The organism is Rahnella sp. NRRL B-41462 (genome assembly GCF_003263525.1).
GTDB classification, from domain to species: Bacteria; Pseudomonadota; Gammaproteobacteria; order Enterobacterales; family Enterobacteriaceae; genus Rahnella; species Rahnella aceris.
On record NZ_JYDF01000014.1, the window covers coordinates 90028 to 108992 of the forward strand.

17 protein-coding genes are annotated in these 18965 nt (G+C 51.7%); 12 read left to right on the forward strand and 5 right to left on the reverse strand.

The genetic code is table 11. From position 1 onward, the window contains the following. Position 1 precedes the first annotated feature (1 nt). Positions 2-1180: a M20 aminoacylase family protein gene (locus UC14_RS05035; RefSeq protein ID WP_112197337.1), complete on the reverse strand. Its 1179-nt coding sequence runs from the start codon at positions 1178-1180 to the stop codon at positions 2-4. 121 nt (positions 1181-1301) lie between these two features. After that, the gene (locus UC14_RS05040; RefSeq protein ID WP_112197338.1) at positions 1302-2003 is read right to left on the reverse strand and encodes a GntR family transcriptional regulator; all 702 of its coding nucleotides are present in this window, start codon (positions 2001-2003) and stop codon (positions 1302-1304) included. A 535-nt stretch (positions 2004-2538) separates the two neighbouring features. Here UC14_RS05040 and UC14_RS05045 point away from each other — a divergent pair. The 9 genes from UC14_RS05045 to umuC all read left to right on the forward strand — a co-directional run bounded on the left by UC14_RS05045 (position 2539) and on the right by umuC (position 10997). Further along, positions 2539-3666, forward strand: a complete 1128-nt coding sequence (locus tag UC14_RS05045; protein ID WP_013578155.1) for an ABC transporter substrate-binding protein — start codon at positions 2539-2541, stop codon at positions 3664-3666. Between the two features lie 48 nt (positions 3667-3714). Then, complete coding sequence (locus UC14_RS05050; RefSeq protein ID WP_013578154.1) at positions 3715-4608, forward strand: branched-chain amino acid ABC transporter permease; 894 nt, start codon at positions 3715-3717, stop codon at positions 4606-4608. Further along, positions 4601-5488: a branched-chain amino acid ABC transporter permease gene (locus tag UC14_RS05055; RefSeq protein WP_112197339.1), complete on the forward strand. Its 888-nt coding sequence runs from the start codon at positions 4601-4603 to the stop codon at positions 5486-5488. The genes UC14_RS05050 and UC14_RS05055 overlap by 8 nt, the downstream gene beginning before the upstream one ends. Further along, positions 5485-6264: an ABC transporter ATP-binding protein gene (locus UC14_RS05060; protein ID WP_014416680.1), complete on the forward strand. Its 780-nt coding sequence runs from the start codon at positions 5485-5487 to the stop codon at positions 6262-6264. Before UC14_RS05055 ends, UC14_RS05060 begins: the two co-directional genes overlap by 4 nt. Then, complete coding sequence (locus tag UC14_RS05065; protein ID WP_013578151.1) at positions 6261-6980, forward strand: ABC transporter ATP-binding protein; 720 nt, start codon at positions 6261-6263, stop codon at positions 6978-6980. The genes UC14_RS05060 and UC14_RS05065 overlap by 4 nt, the downstream gene beginning before the upstream one ends. Before the next feature lie 33 nt (positions 6981-7013). After that, positions 7014-7853 (forward strand): VOC family protein, encoded by an 840-nt coding sequence (locus UC14_RS05070; protein WP_014416678.1) that lies wholly within the window; start codon positions 7014-7016, stop codon positions 7851-7853. 199 nt (positions 7854-8052) lie between these two features. After that, positions 8053-9066, forward strand: coding sequence for a S9 family peptidase (locus UC14_RS05075; RefSeq protein WP_013578149.1), 1014 nt, complete (start codon positions 8053-8055; stop codon positions 9064-9066). Between the two features lie 246 nt (positions 9067-9312). After that, positions 9313-9732 carry a translesion error-prone DNA polymerase V autoproteolytic subunit gene (gene umuD / locus UC14_RS05080; RefSeq protein WP_013578148.1) on the forward strand — a complete coding sequence of 140 codons (420 nt, stop codon included), beginning with the start codon at positions 9313-9315 and terminating at the stop codon, positions 9730-9732. A gap of 2 nt (positions 9733-9734) precedes the next feature. Beyond that, positions 9735-10997, forward strand: a complete 1263-nt coding sequence (gene umuC / locus UC14_RS05085) for a translesion error-prone DNA polymerase V subunit UmuC (RefSeq protein ID WP_014416677.1) — start codon at positions 9735-9737, stop codon at positions 10995-10997. Positions 10998-11165: 168 nt separating this feature from the next. Here umuC and UC14_RS05090 read toward each other — a convergent pair whose 3' ends face one another. Beyond that, positions 11166-12602: a glycoside hydrolase family 1 protein gene (locus tag UC14_RS05090; RefSeq protein ID WP_112197340.1), complete on the reverse strand. Its 1437-nt coding sequence runs from the start codon at positions 12600-12602 to the stop codon at positions 11166-11168. A 367-nt stretch (positions 12603-12969) separates the two neighbouring features. On the opposite strand from UC14_RS05090, the gene UC14_RS05095 reads away from it, so the two are divergent. The 3 genes from UC14_RS05095 to yjiA are packed head-to-tail and all read left to right on the forward strand — an operon-like array spanning position 12970 to position 16372. Beyond that, positions 12970-15123, forward strand: coding sequence for a carbon starvation CstA family protein (locus tag UC14_RS05095; RefSeq protein WP_112197341.1), 2154 nt, complete (start codon positions 12970-12972; stop codon positions 15121-15123). A gap of 60 nt (positions 15124-15183) precedes the next feature. After that, entirely contained in the window at positions 15184-15387 is a 204-nt protein-coding gene (locus UC14_RS05100) for a YbdD/YjiX family protein (RefSeq protein ID WP_013578144.1), read from the forward strand. A 13-nt stretch (positions 15388-15400) separates the two neighbouring features. Continuing rightward, on the forward strand, positions 15401-16372 hold the full coding sequence (yjiA, locus tag UC14_RS05105; RefSeq protein ID WP_112197342.1) for a GTPase: 972 nt from the start codon (positions 15401-15403) through the stop codon (positions 16370-16372). A gap of 30 nt (positions 16373-16402) precedes the next feature. On the opposite strand, the gene btsR is transcribed toward yjiA, so the two are convergent. Next, on the reverse strand, positions 16403-17122 hold the full coding sequence (btsR, locus tag UC14_RS05110) for a two-component system response regulator BtsR (protein ID WP_013578142.1): 720 nt from the start codon (positions 17120-17122) through the stop codon (positions 16403-16405). Beyond that, on the reverse strand, positions 17116-18804 hold the full coding sequence (locus UC14_RS05115; RefSeq protein WP_013578141.1) for a sensor histidine kinase: 1689 nt from the start codon (positions 18802-18804) through the stop codon (positions 17116-17118). The genes btsR and UC14_RS05115 overlap by 7 nt, the downstream gene beginning before the upstream one ends. Positions 18805-18965 lie beyond the last annotated feature (161 nt).

Below are 18965 nucleotides of genomic sequence, written 5' to 3' on the forward strand. Positions count from 1 at the left end.
GTTAATCCTCAGAAGTAACAGAAACAGGACCCAATGACCTCTCCACCAGCGATACCCAAAGACCGATGCCAGGTGCGATAAGTTGGTCATTAAAATCATAATGCGGGTTATGTAATGCCGCGCCCGGCGTTGGGCCATCGGCCCCCAGCCACAAATAAGCGCCCGGACAGGCTTCCAGAAAATAGGCGAAATCTTCTGCCGCCATTGAGGGTGATAACTGTGTGTGGACCTGCGTGATCCCCTCGACGTGGCGTGCGGCATCCGCCAGAATTTTTGCCTGTTGCGCATGGTTGACGGTTACCGGGTAACCGTATTCCCAGCGAATGCTGCCACTGACGCCAAATGGCCCGACGAGCTGTTCGACATACTCCGCCATCAGAATCTGGCAGCGCGCTCTGGCCGTCTGGCTCAGGCAACGCAGCGTGCCGGACAATTGCATTGTCTGCGGGACGACATTTATTGCTTCCCCGGCCTGGAGTTGCGTCACGCTGATCACGGCGCTGTCCAGCGGAGAGAGTCGGCGCGTCATGATCGTTTGCAACGCGGTAATCAGGTGTGCGCCGGCCAGCACCGGATCGGCCCCTTTTTCCGGCATCGCCGCATGGCATCCCACGCCAGTCAGCGTGATAAAAAAATTGTCCTGCGAAGCCATCATTGGGCCTGTGCTAACGGCCACCTCCCCCACTGGCAGCCCCGGCCAGTTGTGCAGCGCATAAACCGCAGAAACGGGAAAGCGCGTAAAGATTCCTTCTTCCACCATTAAACGCCCGCCGCCGGCATTCTCTTCCGCAGGCTGAAAAATAAAGTACACCGTCCCGTTGAACGCTCTGGTCTGGCTGAGATAGCGCGCCGCCCCCAGTAAAATGGCGGTATGCCCGTCATGTCCACAGGCGTGCATCATGCCTGGCGAGGAAGAGCACCATGCAACAGCGTTGTTTTCCTGAATGGGTAATGCATCAATATCAGCGCGAAGGGCTATAGACGGCCCCTCGCCATTGCGAAGAACACCCATCACGCCAGTGCCCGCAATGCCGGTATGCACTTCAAGATCATATTGGCGCAGCAGGCTGCTGATTTTCGCGGAAGTATGAAATTCTTGTAAGCCAATCTCCGGGCGCGTGTGGATCTCACGTCGCCAGATAATCGCCTGTTGAATAATCTCTTCGGGAATGGAGCGCATATATCCTCTACATTTTCCCGGCACAATGCCGCAGCATGACGCTGTGAATGAATTACCGGAACGCGTAATGCCCTCTGGTAGCTGATTAAATTATCGTTTTGGACCTAATGAAAAGAGTGGCTCAGGGCTTCCCAAAATAAATCCTGGCAAGCCCTTCTTTTGTGACTTCAACCGCGTGCTCGGCACTCAATGAAATATGTTGCTCAATCAGCACCACGCCTTTTTCGATATCCCGCTGGCGTAATGCTGCGATAATTTCGACATGCTCGTCATAGGCATTGTTCCTGCGCACGGGCGTTTCGAGATCGATACGCCGGAAAAAGCGGCTCAGCGAATTCAGGCTATCGAGCATTTCATAGAGCCGACTATTATGGGAAATACGGGCTATTTCCATGTGGAAACGCTCATCAATTTCCGCAATCTTCGCCCAATCCTGTTCAGTTTGCGCCGGGCGATGCTGGCTCACTTCTTCCCAGATAGCCGTGGTCGTAGCGATCTCTTCATCTGTTGCCCGCAGGCAGGCGAAACGAAAGGTCGATTGCTCTATAACCATTCGCACCTCATAAAGTTCGCGGACACCTTCCGGCGTCAGGTCACGGGAGTAAAAACCCCGGTTGGGTACAAAATTCATAAAGCCGTCTTTTGCCAGACGGTTCAGCGCTTCCCGCACCGGCGTACGCGAGACCCCCAGTTGTGCCGCAAGCTCAACTTCATTCACCCGTTCGCCGGGACGAAAGTAGTAATCAATCGCCATGCCTTTCACTTTCTCGTAGACCTTTTCCACACTGTCAGCGCTACGGGATTTCTTTTTTATGATAACCACATTAACCCCTTAATTTACCGCATGCTCAGCACGAAAATAAAAATGCGGCAAAGATTATTTCACGTAATGTTTTTATAGATAGCACAGCAAAAAAAAACAACTCAACACAAAAGTGAATACACTTTTCTTTAATTAAAAAATTACTCATTTATAAGCATTTTTCATCTTATTTATTCTTATGGATTTTCCCCGCACCATTTTACGGCAGTATTGCACTAAAATGATTCAAAGTGTATTCACTTATGCACACAGATATTTTTATTGGCCATGATAAAAATGAAAACGAAAGTTTTTTAGATGTTTTCGATTCCTTTGTATTTATTCATGAATTTGCATTCGTTTAACCTGAAATAAGCACTTGATACCGGGAACGTCCTGTTATCTGGCATCGTCTTTGCTTAATACACAAGTGTATGCACTTATATATTCACTTTAGTGCGCTCTTTTTCGGCATTACCAGGCAGGCTTGTGCACATTTGCGCAGGCGACAAAACACCGGCCTCAGAAGCCGGCAACAGCAAACCGGAGAACCAACATGAAAAATCGTTTCGGGCAAGGCATGATGCTGTCAACACTGGCAGGTATGACGTTGTTTGGTCTGGCGCGCACGGCGCAGGCCGATGTGAACATGGGTGCAATTTTGCCCTTAACCGGCACCAGCGCCAGCATTGGTGAAGATCAGCGTCGTGGTATTGAACTGGCGGTTGAACAGGTTAATGCCCAGGGCGGCGTTAATGGTCAGCCATTACATGTGATCGTGGAAGATTCCGCCGAAAGCCCGGTTACAGGCCTGAATGCCGTACGTAAGTTAACTCAGGTTAACCATGTCCCTTTAGTGATGGGCAGTTTTTCCTCTGGTGTCACCATTCCGGTTGGGCAATATCTGGTGAAGAACAATCTGCTGCACATCAATATTTCCGGTACCAGCACCGATATCCGCAAAATCGGCGCTACCTCCTGGAGCGTTATTGGCCTGGATTCTCTTTCCGCAAGCTTCTCGGCAGAAGATGTGCGCCAGCTCGGTTACAGCAAAGTGGCCTTTATCGCCCCGGATGGTGCTTACGGTCAGGGTATGGCGAAGCAGTTCACCAACGCGTTTGAAAAAGCCGGGGGCAAAGTGGTCGCCAAAGTGCTCTATGCCAGCGGTCAGCCTTCTTATCGCCGCGAGCTGGAACAAATTTCTCGCGCTCATCCGCAAGCCTACGTTTACACCAGCTACGGCCAGGATGCCATTGTGCTGAACCGTGAGGCCTGGGAGCTGGGTCTGAATAAAACGCCCTGGTATGGCATGTATTTAACCATGGCCGTTGAAGGTTCCCCGGCGCAGTACACCAACGGGCAGGTTGGTATGGAAGTCGCAGGTATTGACCAGAAAACGTCGGGTGGTCACGGCGTAAATTATGCTGAGCTGTACCAGAAAAAATTCCATGAGAAACCTCGCTCTGTGTACGGTAGCTATGCCTGGGATAGCGTAATGCTGGCGGCGGCAGCTATCGACAAAGCGCACAGTGCCGATCCGGCAGCCATGATCGCGGCAATGAAAACCGTTGCGCCTGGCTTTACCGGCATTACCGGTACATTAAATCTGGATGCCGATAACCAGCGTATGTCTCAGCCCTACCTGAAAGTGAAAGCGTTTAATGGCGTACCGGTTCCCCGGTAACGAGCCGCTTTATCTTGCCAGTTCACGCTACATCATCGGGGAAAAACCATGCTGCAGTTTTTGATTGATACATTGATTCGCACTGCGGATTTGTCGCTGGTCGCGCTGGGATTAAGCCTGGTTTACGGGCTGGTACGGTTCGCCAACATCGCTCATATGCAATATGCCATGGTCGGTTCATTTATCACCGCCGCCGGGCTTCGTCTTGGCATGCCGTTGGCTCTGGCAATCGTGTTTTCTGCATTGGTCTGCGGCATGCTGTCCATGATTTTGCATCACTGGGTTTATCAGCCACTGCTGAAAAGCGGTACCGCTAACGCCATGATCGGATCGCTTGCGGTATCGATGGTGCTGATCGCACTGGTTCTCGGGGTTGAGGGGTCGGCCCCGGTGAATTATTCCCTGCCTGTGGGTGCGCTCTTGCAGGTTGGGGACACCCGAATCTCCTCTGACGAACTCTGGGGTCTTGGCGTCACGATTTCGCTGGTGGTGGTGTTCAGCCTGTTGCTGTTTCGTACGCCGCAAGGTCGCGCTATCCGTGCGCTGGCAAGTAACCGGGATCTGGCAGCAGCCTCCGGGTTAAATGCCAGCGCAATTATCCACACCGTCAACCTGTTGGCTGGAATGCTGGCCGCTGTGGGAGGCAGTATGCTGGCGATGAATGCCAGCGCATGGGTCAATCAGGGCAATGATCTGATGTTGCCGGTGCTCGCTGCCGCCATTCTCGGCGGGCTGGGAAATCCAATGGGCGCCATTTTTGGTGCACTTCTTATCGCTGCAACCGAAACCCTCGTGACCAACATCGACTGGAGCTGGCTGTTCGGCGGCGACTTATTGTTTATCCCGGTGACCTGGGTGAACGCCTCATCGTTTGTCATTCTGCTGCTGGCGCTGTTACTGCGTCCTTATGGCCTGTTTAACCGGGAGGTCCGCCGTGTCTGAGTTTTTACTGCATATCCTTTGCCTTGCCGGGATCTATGCCATTATCGCGCTTGCCCTGAATTTACAGGCAGGTTACGCCGGTTTGCTGAATTTCGGTCACATTGTGTTTGTCGGAACCGGCGCTTATGCCGTCGGTCTGGGAAACAATTTTGGGTTGCCGCTGTGGGTGGTGATCCCGGCCGGGTTACTGTGTGCCATTGTTATCAGCGCGCTGATGGCGTTGCTGGGGCGTCAGCTAACGGCGGACTACTGGGGCATTGCCACGTTGGCGCTGGCTGAAATCATCCGCATTGCCGTCGTCAATGAAGACGCACTGACGGGCGGCGCGCAGGGGATTGGCGGCCTGTCTTCGCCCTGGTCAACCGGTGATACCGTCACCGATACGCGTATCTTCGCGATCATTATTCTGTTCAGCGTCATCGTCGCCACGCTCGCCAGCCTGCGTATCGGCGCCAGCCGGTTTGGGCGGGCGCTGCGCCTGATGCGCGAACAACCTCAGTTAGCGATCTGCATGGGCTATGCGCTGCCGTGGCTGAAATGCCGGGCGTTGATGAGCAGTGCTGTGATGTGCTGTCTGGCCGGTATGTTACTGGCCTGGTACACCGATTATGTCAGCCCGGATTACCTGCTTTCGTCGGAAACCTTTCTTATCTGGAGCATGGTGATGATCGGTGGTCTTGGCAATGTGCGCGGCGTGTTGCTGGGCGTGTTGCTGGTGGAAGGGCTGTATAACTTTATCCCCTTTGCAAAAGACTATTTCCACATCAGTTCAGACCTGACTGGCGCGCTACGCCTGGGGTTGGTGGGTCTGGCTTTATTACTGTGTCTGCTCACACGACCAGGTGGTCTGTTACCGGAAAAATTAAGGACTTTCTCATGAGCCGTTTGCTTGAAGTGGCTGACATCAGCAAATCCTTTGGCGGCAACCAGGTACTGACATCCGTATCATTTACGCTGGAAAAGGGGGAGATTCTTGGCCTGCTCGGGCCGAATGGTTCCGGTAAAAGTACGCTGCTCAACACCATTTCCGGGTTTAACCGGCCGGATGGCGGCAGCATTACATTCGATGGACAGTCCATTACTCGTCAGCCCAGCCACCGGATCATCCAGGCTGGCATTGCACGCACCTTCCAGCTCCCCGTCATGCCGGAAAAGATGAGCGTTATGGAAGTCGTGATGACTGCCGGTACTCGTCAGCACGGGTTATTCAACGGTCTGCTGGGGCTGGCTTCCGGGCGTAAAGCCGAACAGGAAGACAGGACCCGCGCCAGCGAATTACTGGATACCTTGCTGTTAACCAAAGTTAAAGATCTGCCTGCTGCGGCGCTTTCCGGCGGACAGAAAAAATTACTGGGTATTGCCTGTGCGCTGATGGGTAAACCGACGCTGCTGATGCTGGATGAGCCTATGGCCGGTGTGCACCCGAAATTACGCCAGGAGCTGGTGGAAACGTTGGTCAACCTGAGCCGTCAGGGTATTTCACTTTTGGTTATTGAACACGATATGCATTTTATAAACACCCTGTGCCAGCGCTGCATCGTGCTGGATCGCGGACAGATTGTCGCCAGTTGCCGCCCGGATGAACTGGCGCAGAACCAGCAAGTACTGGATGCCTATTTAGGGCAAAGCACCGCAACATTGCAGGAGGCCGTATGATTACCCTCGAAAACGTGGTCGCCGGTTATACCCCGGGGATTGATATTCTGCACGGTATTTCATTGCATGTTGAACAGGCGGAAATCGTGACGCTGCTGGGGCCAAATGGCTGCGGCAAATCCACCTTGCTGAAATCGATTGCCGGATTTGTCTCCCCGCGCGAAGGACGGGTTGAAATCGATGGATGCGAAACGGCAAAAATTCCGGTGCACCGGAAAATCCGTGAATGCTCACTCGGGTTTGTCCCACAACTGGACAACGTCTTCAACAATCTGACCGTGGCAGAAAATCTGCAAACCGGGGGACAATTTTTACCGCCAGGCCAACGTAAGCAGCGAATGGCGCAACTGGCGGAAAATTACCCGGTGTTACATAAAAAATGGCAATCACCCGCGTCAGCGCTTTCCGGCGGCGAGCGACAAATCCTCGCGCTGGCAAGGGCTCTGATGCCTGAACCCGCAGTACTGCTGCTCGATGAACCTTCGGCCGGGCTGTCACCGAAAATGCTTACGGAAGTTTTTAGCGCCATACAAACCATTCGCCGCCAGGAAAAAGTGACCATTTTAATGGTCGAGCAGAATGCTATGGAGGCACTGCACATTTCCGACCGGGTCTATGTTCTGGCGCTGGGGAAAGTGGCGATGGAGGGCAGCGCGCAGGACCTGCTACACGACCCCCGTATGCGCGAACTCTATTTTGGCGGTCGTGCCGCCTGACAGGATCAGTAAAAAGAACAGAAGGAAGACACCATGCCGATTACCCCGGTTATCGATCACGCGGTGATTAATGTCGATGAAGAACTGGATCAGGCGCAAGGCCTGTTCCAGCGGATGGGATTTCAGCTCAGTACACGGGGGCACCATTCGATGGGCTCCAGTAACCATCTGGCCGTCTTTGCAGATAACTATCTGGAACTTTTAGGTTATGAGCCTGCCAGTCAGACAGACTCGCGAGGATTGTGGAACGTTGCGCCAGGCCTTGCCGGACTGGTCTGGAAAACCCGGGATGCGCATGCGGTATGGCAGCACCTCCGGCAATGTCAACTCGATGGCGAACCGCCGACCCGCTTCTCACGCCCGGTGATATTGCCGGACGGCAGCCAGACTGAGGCCCGGTTCTGCATCTCGCGGATCCGCGCCAGCGCCCTGGCATACGGCTTCAGTTTTTTCTGCGAACATCAAACGCCGCAGGCCGTTTGGCAGCCCGCCTGGCGGGTACATCCTAATGGCGTGCAAGCGCTGTCTGCCTTCGTTATTGCCTCGCCTCAACCTGAACAGACGCTGGCGCTGTATCACCAGTTGTTCAGTGTGGAGGCCCGCGCGGAGGCCAACGGTGGTTATGTGCTTGATTCAGGGACCTGCTGCCTGCGTATTATCACTCATCAACAAGCACGTCTGGAATTCGCGCTTCCGCCTGTCGCTGCGCAGGCACCGGCGAAAATGGTGGCGCTCTGTTTCCAGGTAGCATCACTGGAGCAGCTCAGGCGCTGTCTTAGCCAGGGGGATATTCAGTGGCGCGAGCAAGATGATCAACTGTTGGTGACGCAGCAGCATGCTCAGTGGCTGGCGATGCGCTTTAAGGATAAATAGCGGTGAAGCTCCGCCAGTTACTGTTGGTAAATCTCACTTAATTTCCATTTGTTCATCCCTGAAGTGGAAGTTAACGCCCACAGCAGCACTGAGATTATTACTGTCAGGAGCTTCGAATTTTAAGTCATTGACATCCTGTTCTATAAAGTATTAAAAAAGTCGGCTGATATTTAATTTTATAAATTATAAAGAGCTATACATGATTAAATATATTGTGTCATTTTCAATTATGATTGTCGTTCTCATTATTTTTTTGCTTAGCCGATTATATGATTTCGATCTTTCAGGGTACGGGCAACAACGTTCTATATCTTTTAAGCATAATAACGATGTTCTGATGGGGACGTTGATTATGCCTCCAGGTAAGGTTTCTCCTCCGTTTGTGCTTTTAGTTCATGGAGACGGACCTCAGGACCGCTGGTCAGAAGGTGGATATATTCCATTGGTTAAATTCCTTGTTTCACAGGGAATTGCCGTTTTTTCATGGGATAAACCTGGTGTGGATAAAAGTACAGGTAACTGGCTGGCACAGACAATGTCAGATCGCGCAGAGGAGGCGGTTTTGGCGTTAAAAAAACTGAGAGAACAGCCGGAACTGAAAAAAAGTCGCGGAGGTTATCTTGGGTTCTCGCAGGCAGGTTGGGTTGTACCGCAGGCGAGCCAACTGACAACAACTGAGTTTGTTGTGCTGATAGGTGCGGCGATAAACTGGCGTAATCAGGGCATATACTATACAGGACAAAGGCTTAAAGTCGAAGGTCGCTCCCTGAATGATATTCAGGATGCTAAAAAACATGAAGCCGTGGCTTTTGACCGCCAGTTTACAGAAGAAGCAGCTGTTCTCCCCTGCCACTCCCAATGTACGCGCCAGGACTTCGAACGCAGGAATTCCCTGGCTGATGCGACGAAAGATATTTCCGGTACACATACTCCGGTATTAATTCTGATGGGCCAGGATGACCGGAATGTAGACGCTGATGAAACAGCCGCGGTCTGGGCCAAAGCACTACCAGCGGGCACTCCCCGCTGTATCAGGCAGTTGCCGGGGGCAACTCACGGACTTTTACGAAGCGAATGGTTTGATTATCAGCTTGCTTCTCAGTGGCCTTTGTGGAAACAGGGACTTTTTCTGCTGTCAGGGAGATACTCATATTCGCCCGGGGCGCTCAGGACTGTCTCATCATGGATCCTGAATCAGAACTGTGTGGACTGAACTGCATTCTTATTACGTGCCGAAAGCCAGTTCTTCATCGAAGAGCAGGGACCGAGGTGACTTACCGTCAGAGTGCTACGGTTTCGCTGAACTGAGTTTAAGTCAGGCAACAAAACTATATTGGATACCACACAAACTAAATTAACAGACACTTCAAGCACTTTCAGGAATCGCTTCACAAGTTTCTTGATCCTTAGCTGCATTCAGCAATACTGTATATAAACACAGTATATCGGGATCAACATCATGCAGCTCATTCGACCAACTGAGGCTTCTCAACCAGTCATGCTTCCTCTCTTCTCTGAGAAAGTGCCCTGTGGCTTTCCGAGCCCAGCGCAGGACTATGTCGAGGACAGACTGGATCTCAACAAATTGCTGATAAGACATCCGAGTGCCACTTACTTCATAAAAGTTAGCGGGGAGTCTATGCATGGCGCCGGCATCAGTGATGGGGATCTTTTAGTGGTTGATCGCTCGCTTTCAGCCGTACATGGCGATATTGTTATTGCTGCTGTTTCAGGTGAATTCACCGTGAAAGAACTTCGTACTCATCCTTATCTACAGCTAGTACCTCACAACGATGATTATTCTTCGATTTCATTTCAAAATGCAGAAGAATTAGAAATATTCGGAGTGGTCATTTTTAGTATTAAGGCGCATAAATAATTATGTTCGCTCTCATCGACGTAAATAGTTTTTATACTTCTTGCGAAACTGTTTTTCGGCCAGACTTGCAGGGGAAGCCTGTTGTCGTCGTTTCCAATAATGATGGCTGTATTATTTCTCGCTCAGCCGAGGCAAAATCCCTTGGTATTAAAATGGGTGAGCCATTTTTTAAAATAAAAAACAATACATATAGCTCCAGGGTTTATGTATTCAGTTCTAATTATGCACTTTATGCCGATCTAAGTGAGCGAGTTATGCAGACGCTAACTGAAATGTCTCCTTCGATCGAAGTTTACTCAATAGACGAAGCCTTCGTTAATTTATCTGGGGTAATAAATTGCATGCCCCTAAATTGCTTCGGTCATGAAATGAAAAATAGAGTATTTAAAAATACAGGATTAACTGTGGGGGTTGGTATTGCACAAACAAAGACATTAGCAAAGTTAGCTAACCATGCAGCCAAGAAATGGCGTGGCACTGGTGGCATTGTCGACTTATCGAATATTGAACGTCAGCGCAGGCTACTGGCAATTATCTCTGTTGAGGATGTCTGGGGTATTGGCCGGAGAATTAGTAAGAAACTTAATTCAATGGGTATTAATACAGCACTTGACCTGGCTGAAAGCTCATTATGGGTAATAAGAAAACACTTCAATGTTGTTCTCGAAAGGACTGTTCGTGAACTTCGAGGTGAACAATGTCTTGAACCGGAAGAGTTTGCACCAGAAAAACAACAGATCATCTGCAGTAGATCTTTTGGCAACCGCATAACTCAGTATTCGGATATGCATCAAGCCATTTGTGACTATGCTGAGCGAGCATCAGAAAAACTACGTAGTGAGCGCCAGTTCTGCCGTTTCGTTAGTGTTTTCCTTCATACCAGCCCACACGCACATAATGAAACATACTATGGAAATCAAGCATCCATGAAGCTACTGACCCCTTCTAATGATACTCGTGACATTATAAATTCGGCCACAAACTCCCTGAAGAGAATATGGGTTGATGGCCATCAATATATGAAGGCTGGCGTTATGTTGGCTGATTTTTTCAGTAATGGAGTAGCGCAGCTAAATTTATTTGACGATAACGCTCCACGAAAAAACAGTGCAGCGTTAATGGAGGCTATCGATAAATTAAATAACTCCGGGAAAGGAAAGATCTGGTTTGCAGGACAGGGTATTGAAAAAAACTGGGCGATGAAACGGGAGATGCTTTCTCCCGCTTACACAACCCGATATTCAGACTTACCAGTGGCGAGGTGAAATTATTCATGCAAGCCACGAGGAAAGGAAACAGCCTCTGATGAATGCCACTCACGTTCGCCACGCTCACGAAAATCAGCGCCAGCGTCTTCGATGACTTGCTGACTTAAGGTCGGTGAAAACAGTCCGGCTATCACCCGGACTGTTTTCAAACCTGGCGGGGGAATATCAGCTGATATCTGTGCCGTTCGTCTCGATCACTTTCTGATACCAGTGGAACGATTTCTTCCTGTAACGGTTACCGGTGCCGGAAATCTTATCGTCGAGGTCGACATAAATCAGACCGTAGCGTTTACTCATCTCACCGGTAGACATACTCACCAGATCAATACATCCCCACGGGGTATAACCCATCAGTTCCACGCCGTCGTCAATGGCTTCAGCCATCGCCTGAATATGCTGGCGCAGATAGTTGATACGGTAATCATCGGCAATAAAGTGGTTTTCATCCGGCTTATCGACGGCGCCCAGCCCGTTCTCGACAATAAACAACGGCTTTTCATAGCGATCGTACAGTTGATTGAGGGCAATACGCAGGCCGACCGGATCGATTTCCCAGCCCCATTCACTGGCTTCGAGGAACGGATTGCGCGCGCCGCCAAGCAAGTTGCCCTGCGCCGAAACCGCGTCAGGATTGGTTTTGTTGATGGTTGAAGACATGTAGTAGCTGAAACCAATGTAATCCACCGTATGTTCTTTAATCAGCGCTAAATCACCCGGCTGAATATCCAGTTCAACACCCTGAGACTTCCACAAACTTTTGGCGTAATACGGATATTTACCACCGGCCTGCACGTCGGCGCAGTAGAAATTAAACGCCTGCGTCTCTTTCAGGGTTTCCAGTTGATTAACCGGATTACAGTCATAAGCGTAGTTGGTGGCAAACAGGATCATGCAACCAATCTGAATCTGTGCGTTGGTTTCATGGGCGATTTTGACCGCCAGACTGCTGGCGACAAACTGGTTATGCCACGCCTGGAATTTCGCCTGCGCCTCAAGTGCGCCGGTTTTTACCGTCAGCCCCTGACTCATGATCGGGAAATGCGCCGCGCTGTTGATCTCGTTGAAAGTCATCCAGTACTTCACTTTATGCCCAAAGCGGGTCAGCACCGTGCGGGCAAAACGCTCAAAGTGACCAATCAGTTCACGGTTTTTCCAGCCGCCAAACGCGGTAGCCAGATGGAGCGGCATCTCATAATGGGAAATGGTGATCACCGGTTCGATGCCGTGCGCAATACAGGCATCAATCACCTGATCATAATGCTTCAGCCCCGCTTCGTTAGGTTCCTGCTCAATACCGTTCGGGTAGATGCGGGTCCAGGCGATAGAAAAGCGGTAACATTTGAATCCCATTTCCGCGAACAGCGCGATATCTTCCTGAAAGCGATGATAGTGATCGATGCCTTTATGATTGGGATACGTGTAGTTTGCAGTATCAAGGGTGAAATCAAACTCCGGTGAGGAAACGATGTTCAGACGCGCTTTGCCACCCGGAATCGCATCGACAATCGACAGCCCTTTGCCATCCTGATCGTAAGCACCTTCAACCTGATTGGCCGCCGTTGCCCCGCCCCACATAAAGCCTTGCGGAAACTTACCTTTCATAAAAACTCCCTGAATGTGTTGATTGATCCCTCGGATCATTTAGCAAATGAATAATTTACCTGTCAAAACACGGCTCTGCCACAAAAGTTACGCCGATGCCCGGGCTTTCAGGCATAACCGGTGCAGTGATCTAAATCACAGATTTTGCTGCATTAATCGCTCCCTGAACCGCTTATTCCGCGTAATAACCGCTTATCTCCCTCTGTGACCGCTTACCAAGTTTCCCCCCTGCGCGCCTGCGAATTTGGCACCCTATGCGGGCAGTAAAGTGTGTAACAAAACAGGTCCCTGCCTCTCTGAAAGCGGTCCTTAATAAAGAAAACAGAGACGGGTATTTCGTGAGTCTTTTAAAATAACCGGGTTATTTATGAATAAAAAAGCATTATTCAAGCACATACCGTGGATGATTGTGGCTCTCCTCGGTGCCTGCTGTCTGGGTGTGGTTGCCCTGCGGCGGGGTGAACATATCAGCGCCTTATGGATAGTCGTGGCCTCTGTCTCGGTTTATCTGGTGGCCTATCGCTATTACAGCCTGTATATCGCGCAAAAGGTCATGAAACTCGACCCTTCGCGCTCGACGCCTGCGGTAATCAACAATGACGGCCTGAACTATGTGCCGACCAACCGCAACGTACTGTTCGGCCACCATTTTGCCGCTATCGCCGGGGCGGGTCCGTTAGTCGGACCTGTGCTCGCCGCGCAAATGGGGTATCTGCCGGGCGTTCTGTGGTTGCTGGCCGGTGTGGTTCTGGCCGGTGCGGTGCAGGACTTCATGGTGCTGTTCATCTCTTCACGCCGTAACGGCGCGTCCCTGGGCGAGATGATCAAAGAAGAGATGGGGCCGGTGCCGGGCACTATCGCCCTGTTCGGCTGTTTCCTGATCATGATTATTATTCTGGCGGTGCTGGCCTTAATCGTGGTGAAAGCACTGGCTGAAAGCCCGTGGGGCGTGTTTACCGTGTGTTCTACGGTGCCGATTGCCCTGTTTATGGGCATCTACATGCGCTTTATCCGCCCGGGTCGCGTGGGTGAGATCTCGGTGATTGGCGTGATCCTGCTTGTCGCGGCTATCTGGTTCGGTGGCGTTATCGCCAGCGATCCTTACTGGGGTCCGGCGCTGACCTTCAAAGACACCACCATTACCTTTACCCTGATTGGTTATGCGTTTGTCTCCGCTCTGTTGCCGGTGTGGCTGATTCTGGCGCCGCGTGATTATCTGGCAACGTTCCTGAAAATCGGCGTTATCGTCGGGCTGGCGATCGGTATCGTGATCCTCAATCCGGAACTGAAAATGCCTGCCCTGACCCAGTACATCGACGGCACAGGTCCGTTGTGGAAAGGTGCGCTGTTCCCGTTCCTGTTTATTACCATCGCCTGCGGTGCGGTGTCTGGTTTCCACGCACTGATCGCCTCCGGCACCACGCCTAAACTGCTGGCCTGCGAAACCGATGCACGGTTTATCGGTTACGGCGCAATGCTGATGGAATCCTTCGTGGCAGTGATGGCGCTGGTCGCGGCATCAATCATCGAGCCGGGTTTGTACTTCGCCATGAATACCCCGCCAGCCGGTCTGGGCATCACCATGCCAAACCTGCACGAACTGGGCGGTGATCATGCGCCGATGATTCTGGCGCAACTGAAAGACGTCACGGCGCACGCTGCAGCAACCGTCAGTTCATGGGGATTTGTGATCTCGCCTGAGCAGATTATGCAAACGGCGAAAGACATCGGCGAACCCTCAGTGCTGAACCGCGCAGGTGGTGCACCCACGCTGGCCGTCGGGATTGCGCACGTGTTCCACAAAATTATGCCGCTGGCCGATATGGGCTTCTGGTATCACTTCGGCATTCTGTTTGAAGCGCTGTTCATCCTGACCGCACTGGATGCGGGCACCCGTTCCGGCCGCTTTATGTTGCAGGATCTGCTGGGTAACTTTATCCCGTTCCTGAAAAAAACCGATTCACTGATCGCCGGGATTATCGGCACCGCAGGCTGTGTCGGGCTGTGGGGTTATCTGCTGTATCAGGGCGTGGTCGATCCGCTGGGTGGCGTGAAAAGTCTGTGGCCGCTGTTCGGTATCTCAAACCAGATGCTGGCCGCCGTCGCGCTGATCCTCGCCACCGTCGTTCTGGTGAAAATGAAACGTACGAAGTACATCTGGGTCACCATGCTGCCAGCCATCTGGCTGCTTATCTGCACCACCTGGGCGCTGGGTCTGAAACTGTTCAGCACCAATGCACAGATGGAAGGCTTCTTCTACATGGCCGGTCAGTATAAAGAACGCATTGCCACTGGCGGCGCGAACCTGACACCAGAACAAGTCAGCAATATGCACCATATTGTCATCAACAACTACACCAACGCCGGGCTGAGTGTTCTGTTCCTGATTGTGGTGTACAGCATCATTTTCTACGGTATCCGCGCCTGCCTGCAGGCACGTAAAACCGACAAACGTACCGATAAGGAAACGCCTTATGTGCCGGTTCCTGCGGAAGGGATAAAAATCGCCTCCGGGCACTGACCGTTTACCTCAAAGCCCCGCACCCGCGGGGCTTTTCAGCATAAATTCAAAGGAGTACGTATGTTTGACAACTTAGGTGCGGCGAAGAAATACCTCGGTCAGGCCGCACGTATGCTGGTGGGCATACCGGATTACGACACCTACGTCCTGCATATGCAGACCAACCACCCGGATACGCCGCCAATGACCTACGAGGAGTTTTTCCGCGAGCGTCAGCAGGCGCGTTACGGCGGAGATGGTAAAGGCGGAATGCGCTGTTGTTAAGGGGAATAAAATTATGACGCCAATTGCAGTGACAGTATTAACAGGCTTCCTGGGTGCCGGGAAAACCACGCTTTTACGCCAGATCTTGCATACCCAGCACGAGATGAAAATTGCGGTGATCGAGAATGAATTTGGCGAGATGCCCATCGATAACCAGCTGATTGGCGACCGTGCCACACGGATCACCACTTTATCCAACGGCTGCATCTGCTGTACCCGTTCGGGCGAGCTGGAATCGGCGCTGCTGGATTTGCTCGACAGCGTAGATAAAGGCGAGGTGCAGTTTGACCGGCTGATAATCGAATGCACCGGCATGGCCGATCCCGGCCCGATCCTTCAGGCGTTTTTCGCGCATGAAGTCATCTGTGAAAGATATGTGTTAGATGGCGTTATCACGCTGGTGGATGCCGTGCATGCCATGTCTCAGTTGGATCAGTTCCCGCTGGCGCAGTCGCAGATTGGTTATGCCGACCGCATCCTGCTGACTAAAACTGATGTGTCCGGTGAATGTTCTGAGCTGACGGAGCGGCTGCAACGCATTAATGCCCGTGCACCGGTTTATAAAACAGTTCAGGGGGATATCGATCCGGCGCTGCTGTTTGATACCCGCGGATTTATGCTGGAGGAAGACGTGGTCGCCGCCAGACCGCTGTTCCATCGCCTCGCGCCACAGCAAAACACCGTTTCCTCGATTGTGGTAGAACTGGATTATCCGGTGGCGCTGACCGCGATATCGAAGGTGATGGAAGAACTGCTGGCCAGTTTTGCCGATAACCTGATGCGTTATAAAGGGATGTTATGGATAGCCGATCACCCGTGCCGCCTGCTGTTTCAGGGCGTACAGCGCCTCTACAGCGCCGACTGGGATCGCGAGTGGCTGCCGGACGAAACGCCGCGCAGTGCGTTAGTTTTCATTGGCATGCAGTTGCCCGAAACCGAAATCCGCGCGGCCTTTGCCCGGCTGCGTCCGGCCAGCCCTGTCTGACCCATGTGTCCAAAAGAAAAGCGGCGGGGTTTACAGCCCCACCGTCTCTTTCAGTGATTTCAGATAGCGGCGGCTGACCGGCACAATCTGACCATCACGCAGCAGCAGTTCCGCCTGGTTCTTATCCTCCAGACGGATCTCCTTCAGATAATCCATATTCACCAGATATTGCCGGTGACAACGTAACAACGGCGTACGAACTTCCAGCGTGCGCAGGGTCAGTTCGGTGAATGTCTCTTTGCCGTCCTGTCCGGTGACATACACCCCGCCGACCCGGCTGCTGACAAAAGCCACATCTTCAAGCTGCAACAACCAGATACGGTTACTGCTGATACAGGGGATAAACTTCAGCGGCTGCTGATATTGCGGTAACTGTGAGACATCCTGCTCCTGATAGCCCAGTCGTAATCTCGCCAGCGTTTTCTGAAGCCGCGCCGCCTGGATGGGTTTGAGTAAGTAGTCAAACGCGCACTGTTCAAACGCCTGCACCGCATATTCCTCGAACGCGGTGAGGAAAACGATGTGCGGGCGATGTTGCTGATCGAGCATACCGACCATTTCCAGCCCGCTGATGCGCGGCATCTGAATATCGAGAAAGACAATGTCAGGACGGATTTTGTGGATCACGCCAATCGCTTCAATGGCGTTGGTACATTCACCGACAATTTCAATATCGCTTTCATCCTGAAGCTGTAAGCGTAAATTTTCCAGCGCCAGCGGCTCATCATCGACAATCAGCACTCTTAACATGGCGCACCCTCCGCAGGCAGCCGTAACGTGACGCGGGTGAAATCATCCGGTTTACAACTGACCGTAATGCCATAATCATCGCCAAAGCGCGCCCGCAGACGTTTATCGACCAGGCTCATACCTAACCCGTCGCTGCTTTCTTCCGGCTGATATAACCCGGCGTTATCTTCCACTTCGATGATCACCATTTCGCCCTCACTGTAAGCGCGGATCACAATATTGCCATTGCTCAGCAACTGAGAAGTGCCATGTTTGATGGCATTTTCCACTAACGGTTGCAGGGTGAAAGCAGGCAGGCTCTGATCAGAAAAGGCCTCCGGCACCTGTAAATCCACCTTCAGTTGCGTCGGAAATCTTGCCAGCTCGATTTGCAGATAGGCATTCACATGCTCCAGTTCATCCGCCAGCGTAACGACTTCAGAAGAGCGTTTGAGATTCTTGCGAAAGAAGGTCGACAGGTACTGCACCAGTTGACCGGCTTTATCACTGTCGTGGCGGATCACCGCCATTAACGTATTGAGGGCGTTGAATAAGAAATGCGGATTAACCTGAGCATGCAACAGCTTGATTTCAGACTGTGCCAGCAACGCTTTTTGTTGCTCAAATTTACCGGCGAGGATCTGCGCCGACAGCAACTGGGCAATCCCCTCGCCCAATGTGCGGTTGATGGAGCTGAACAGACGGTTGCGAACTTCATACAATTTGATCGTGCCAATCACCCGCTGATTTTCACCCCGCAGCGGGATCACCAGGGTTGAACCCAGCTTGCAGCTGGGATGCAGTGAACAGCGGTAAGGCATCTCGTTGCCGTCGGCATACACCACTTCATCGTTCTCGATAGCACGCCAGGTATATTGTGATGCGATGGGTTTGCCCACCAGATGGTGATCGTCGCCGATACCGGTAAAGGCCAGCAATTTCTCACGATCGGTAATCGCCACAGCCCCGATATCCAGCTCTTTCAGCAGCACCTGTGCCACTTTCATGCTGTTCTCTTCGTTGAACCCGCGTCGCAAAATGCCTTCTGTCGAGGCGGCCACTTTCAGCGCGGTGGCCGAAAACGCCGAGGTATATTTTTCGAACATTGCCCGCTTATCCAGCAGGATACGCATAAACATCGCGGCCCCGAGGGTATTCGTCACCATCATCGGTGCGGCAATGCTGCCGACCAGATTAAGCGCATCGTGAAACGGGCGGGCAATAAGCAGGATGATTAGCATTTGCAGTATTTCTGCAACAAAGGTGACACCGGCCGCTACCAGCGGATTAAATAACTTATCGATACGTCCACGCTTGATCAAAACACTGTGTACCAGACCCCCTAATAATCCCTCGGCGATGGTTGAAATCATGCAGCTCAGCGCCGTCATACCGCCCATCGAATAACGGTGGATCCCGCCGGTCAGCCCCACTAACCCCCCGACCACCGGGCCGCCGAGCAACCCGCCCATCACGGCGCCAATCGCGCGGGTATTGGCAATAGAGTCCTCGATATGCAGGCCAAAGTAGGTTCCCATAATGCAAAAAATGGAAAATGTGATGTAACACAATAACTTATGTGGCAGCCGAACCGACACCTGAACCAGCGGAATAAATAACCGCGTTTTACTCATCAGCCAGGCAATCACCAAAAACACGCACATTTGTTGTAACAGCAGCAATATCAAATTGAATTCGTACATTCCCGGGCATCCAAAATACGACAAGCTGAAAATATATCGTGCTCAGATAAAATTTACCTTGAACCCGCCAGAAGAATGGGAATATTTTTATTGACGAATTAAATTTAATATTCTTCTAAATGAAATATCAGAAAACTATTTAAAGATGCCGTTCAGCAAAC

Coding starts and splice junctions, on each gene's coding strand:
- umuD (WP_013578148.1), top strand. CDS start 9,313: ATGCAGCTCATTCGACCAACTGAGGCTTCTCAACCAGTCATGCTTCCT.
- UC14_RS05050 (WP_013578154.1), top strand. CDS start 3,715: ATGCTGCAGTTTTTGATTGATACATTGATTCGCACTGCGGATTTGTCG.
- UC14_RS05095 (WP_112197341.1), top strand. CDS start 12,970: ATGAATAAAAAAGCATTATTCAAGCACATACCGTGGATGATTGTGGCT.
- UC14_RS05115 (WP_013578141.1), bottom strand. CDS start 18,804: ATGTACGAATTCAATTTGATATTGCTGCTGTTACAACAAATGTGCGTG.
- UC14_RS05100 (WP_013578144.1), top strand. CDS start 15,184: ATGTTTGACAACTTAGGTGCGGCGAAGAAATACCTCGGTCAGGCCGCA.
- umuC (WP_014416677.1), top strand. CDS start 9,735: ATGTTCGCTCTCATCGACGTAAATAGTTTTTATACTTCTTGCGAAACT.
- UC14_RS05035 (WP_112197337.1), bottom strand. CDS start 1,180: ATGCGCTCCATTCCCGAAGAGATTATTCAACAGGCGATTATCTGGCGA.
- btsR (WP_013578142.1), bottom strand. CDS start 17,122: ATGTTAAGAGTGCTGATTGTCGATGATGAGCCGCTGGCGCTGGAAAAT.
- UC14_RS05060 (WP_014416680.1), top strand. CDS start 5,485: ATGAGCCGTTTGCTTGAAGTGGCTGACATCAGCAAATCCTTTGGCGGC.
- UC14_RS05090 (WP_112197340.1), bottom strand. CDS start 12,602: ATGAAAGGTAAGTTTCCGCAAGGCTTTATGTGGGGCGGGGCAACGGCG.
- UC14_RS05070 (WP_014416678.1), top strand. CDS start 7,014: ATGCCGATTACCCCGGTTATCGATCACGCGGTGATTAATGTCGATGAA.
- UC14_RS05045 (WP_013578155.1), top strand. CDS start 2,539: ATGAAAAATCGTTTCGGGCAAGGCATGATGCTGTCAACACTGGCAGGT.
- yjiA (WP_112197342.1), top strand. CDS start 15,401: ATGACGCCAATTGCAGTGACAGTATTAACAGGCTTCCTGGGTGCCGGG.
- UC14_RS05065 (WP_013578151.1), top strand. CDS start 6,261: ATGATTACCCTCGAAAACGTGGTCGCCGGTTATACCCCGGGGATTGAT.
- UC14_RS05075 (WP_013578149.1), top strand. CDS start 8,053: ATGATTAAATATATTGTGTCATTTTCAATTATGATTGTCGTTCTCATT.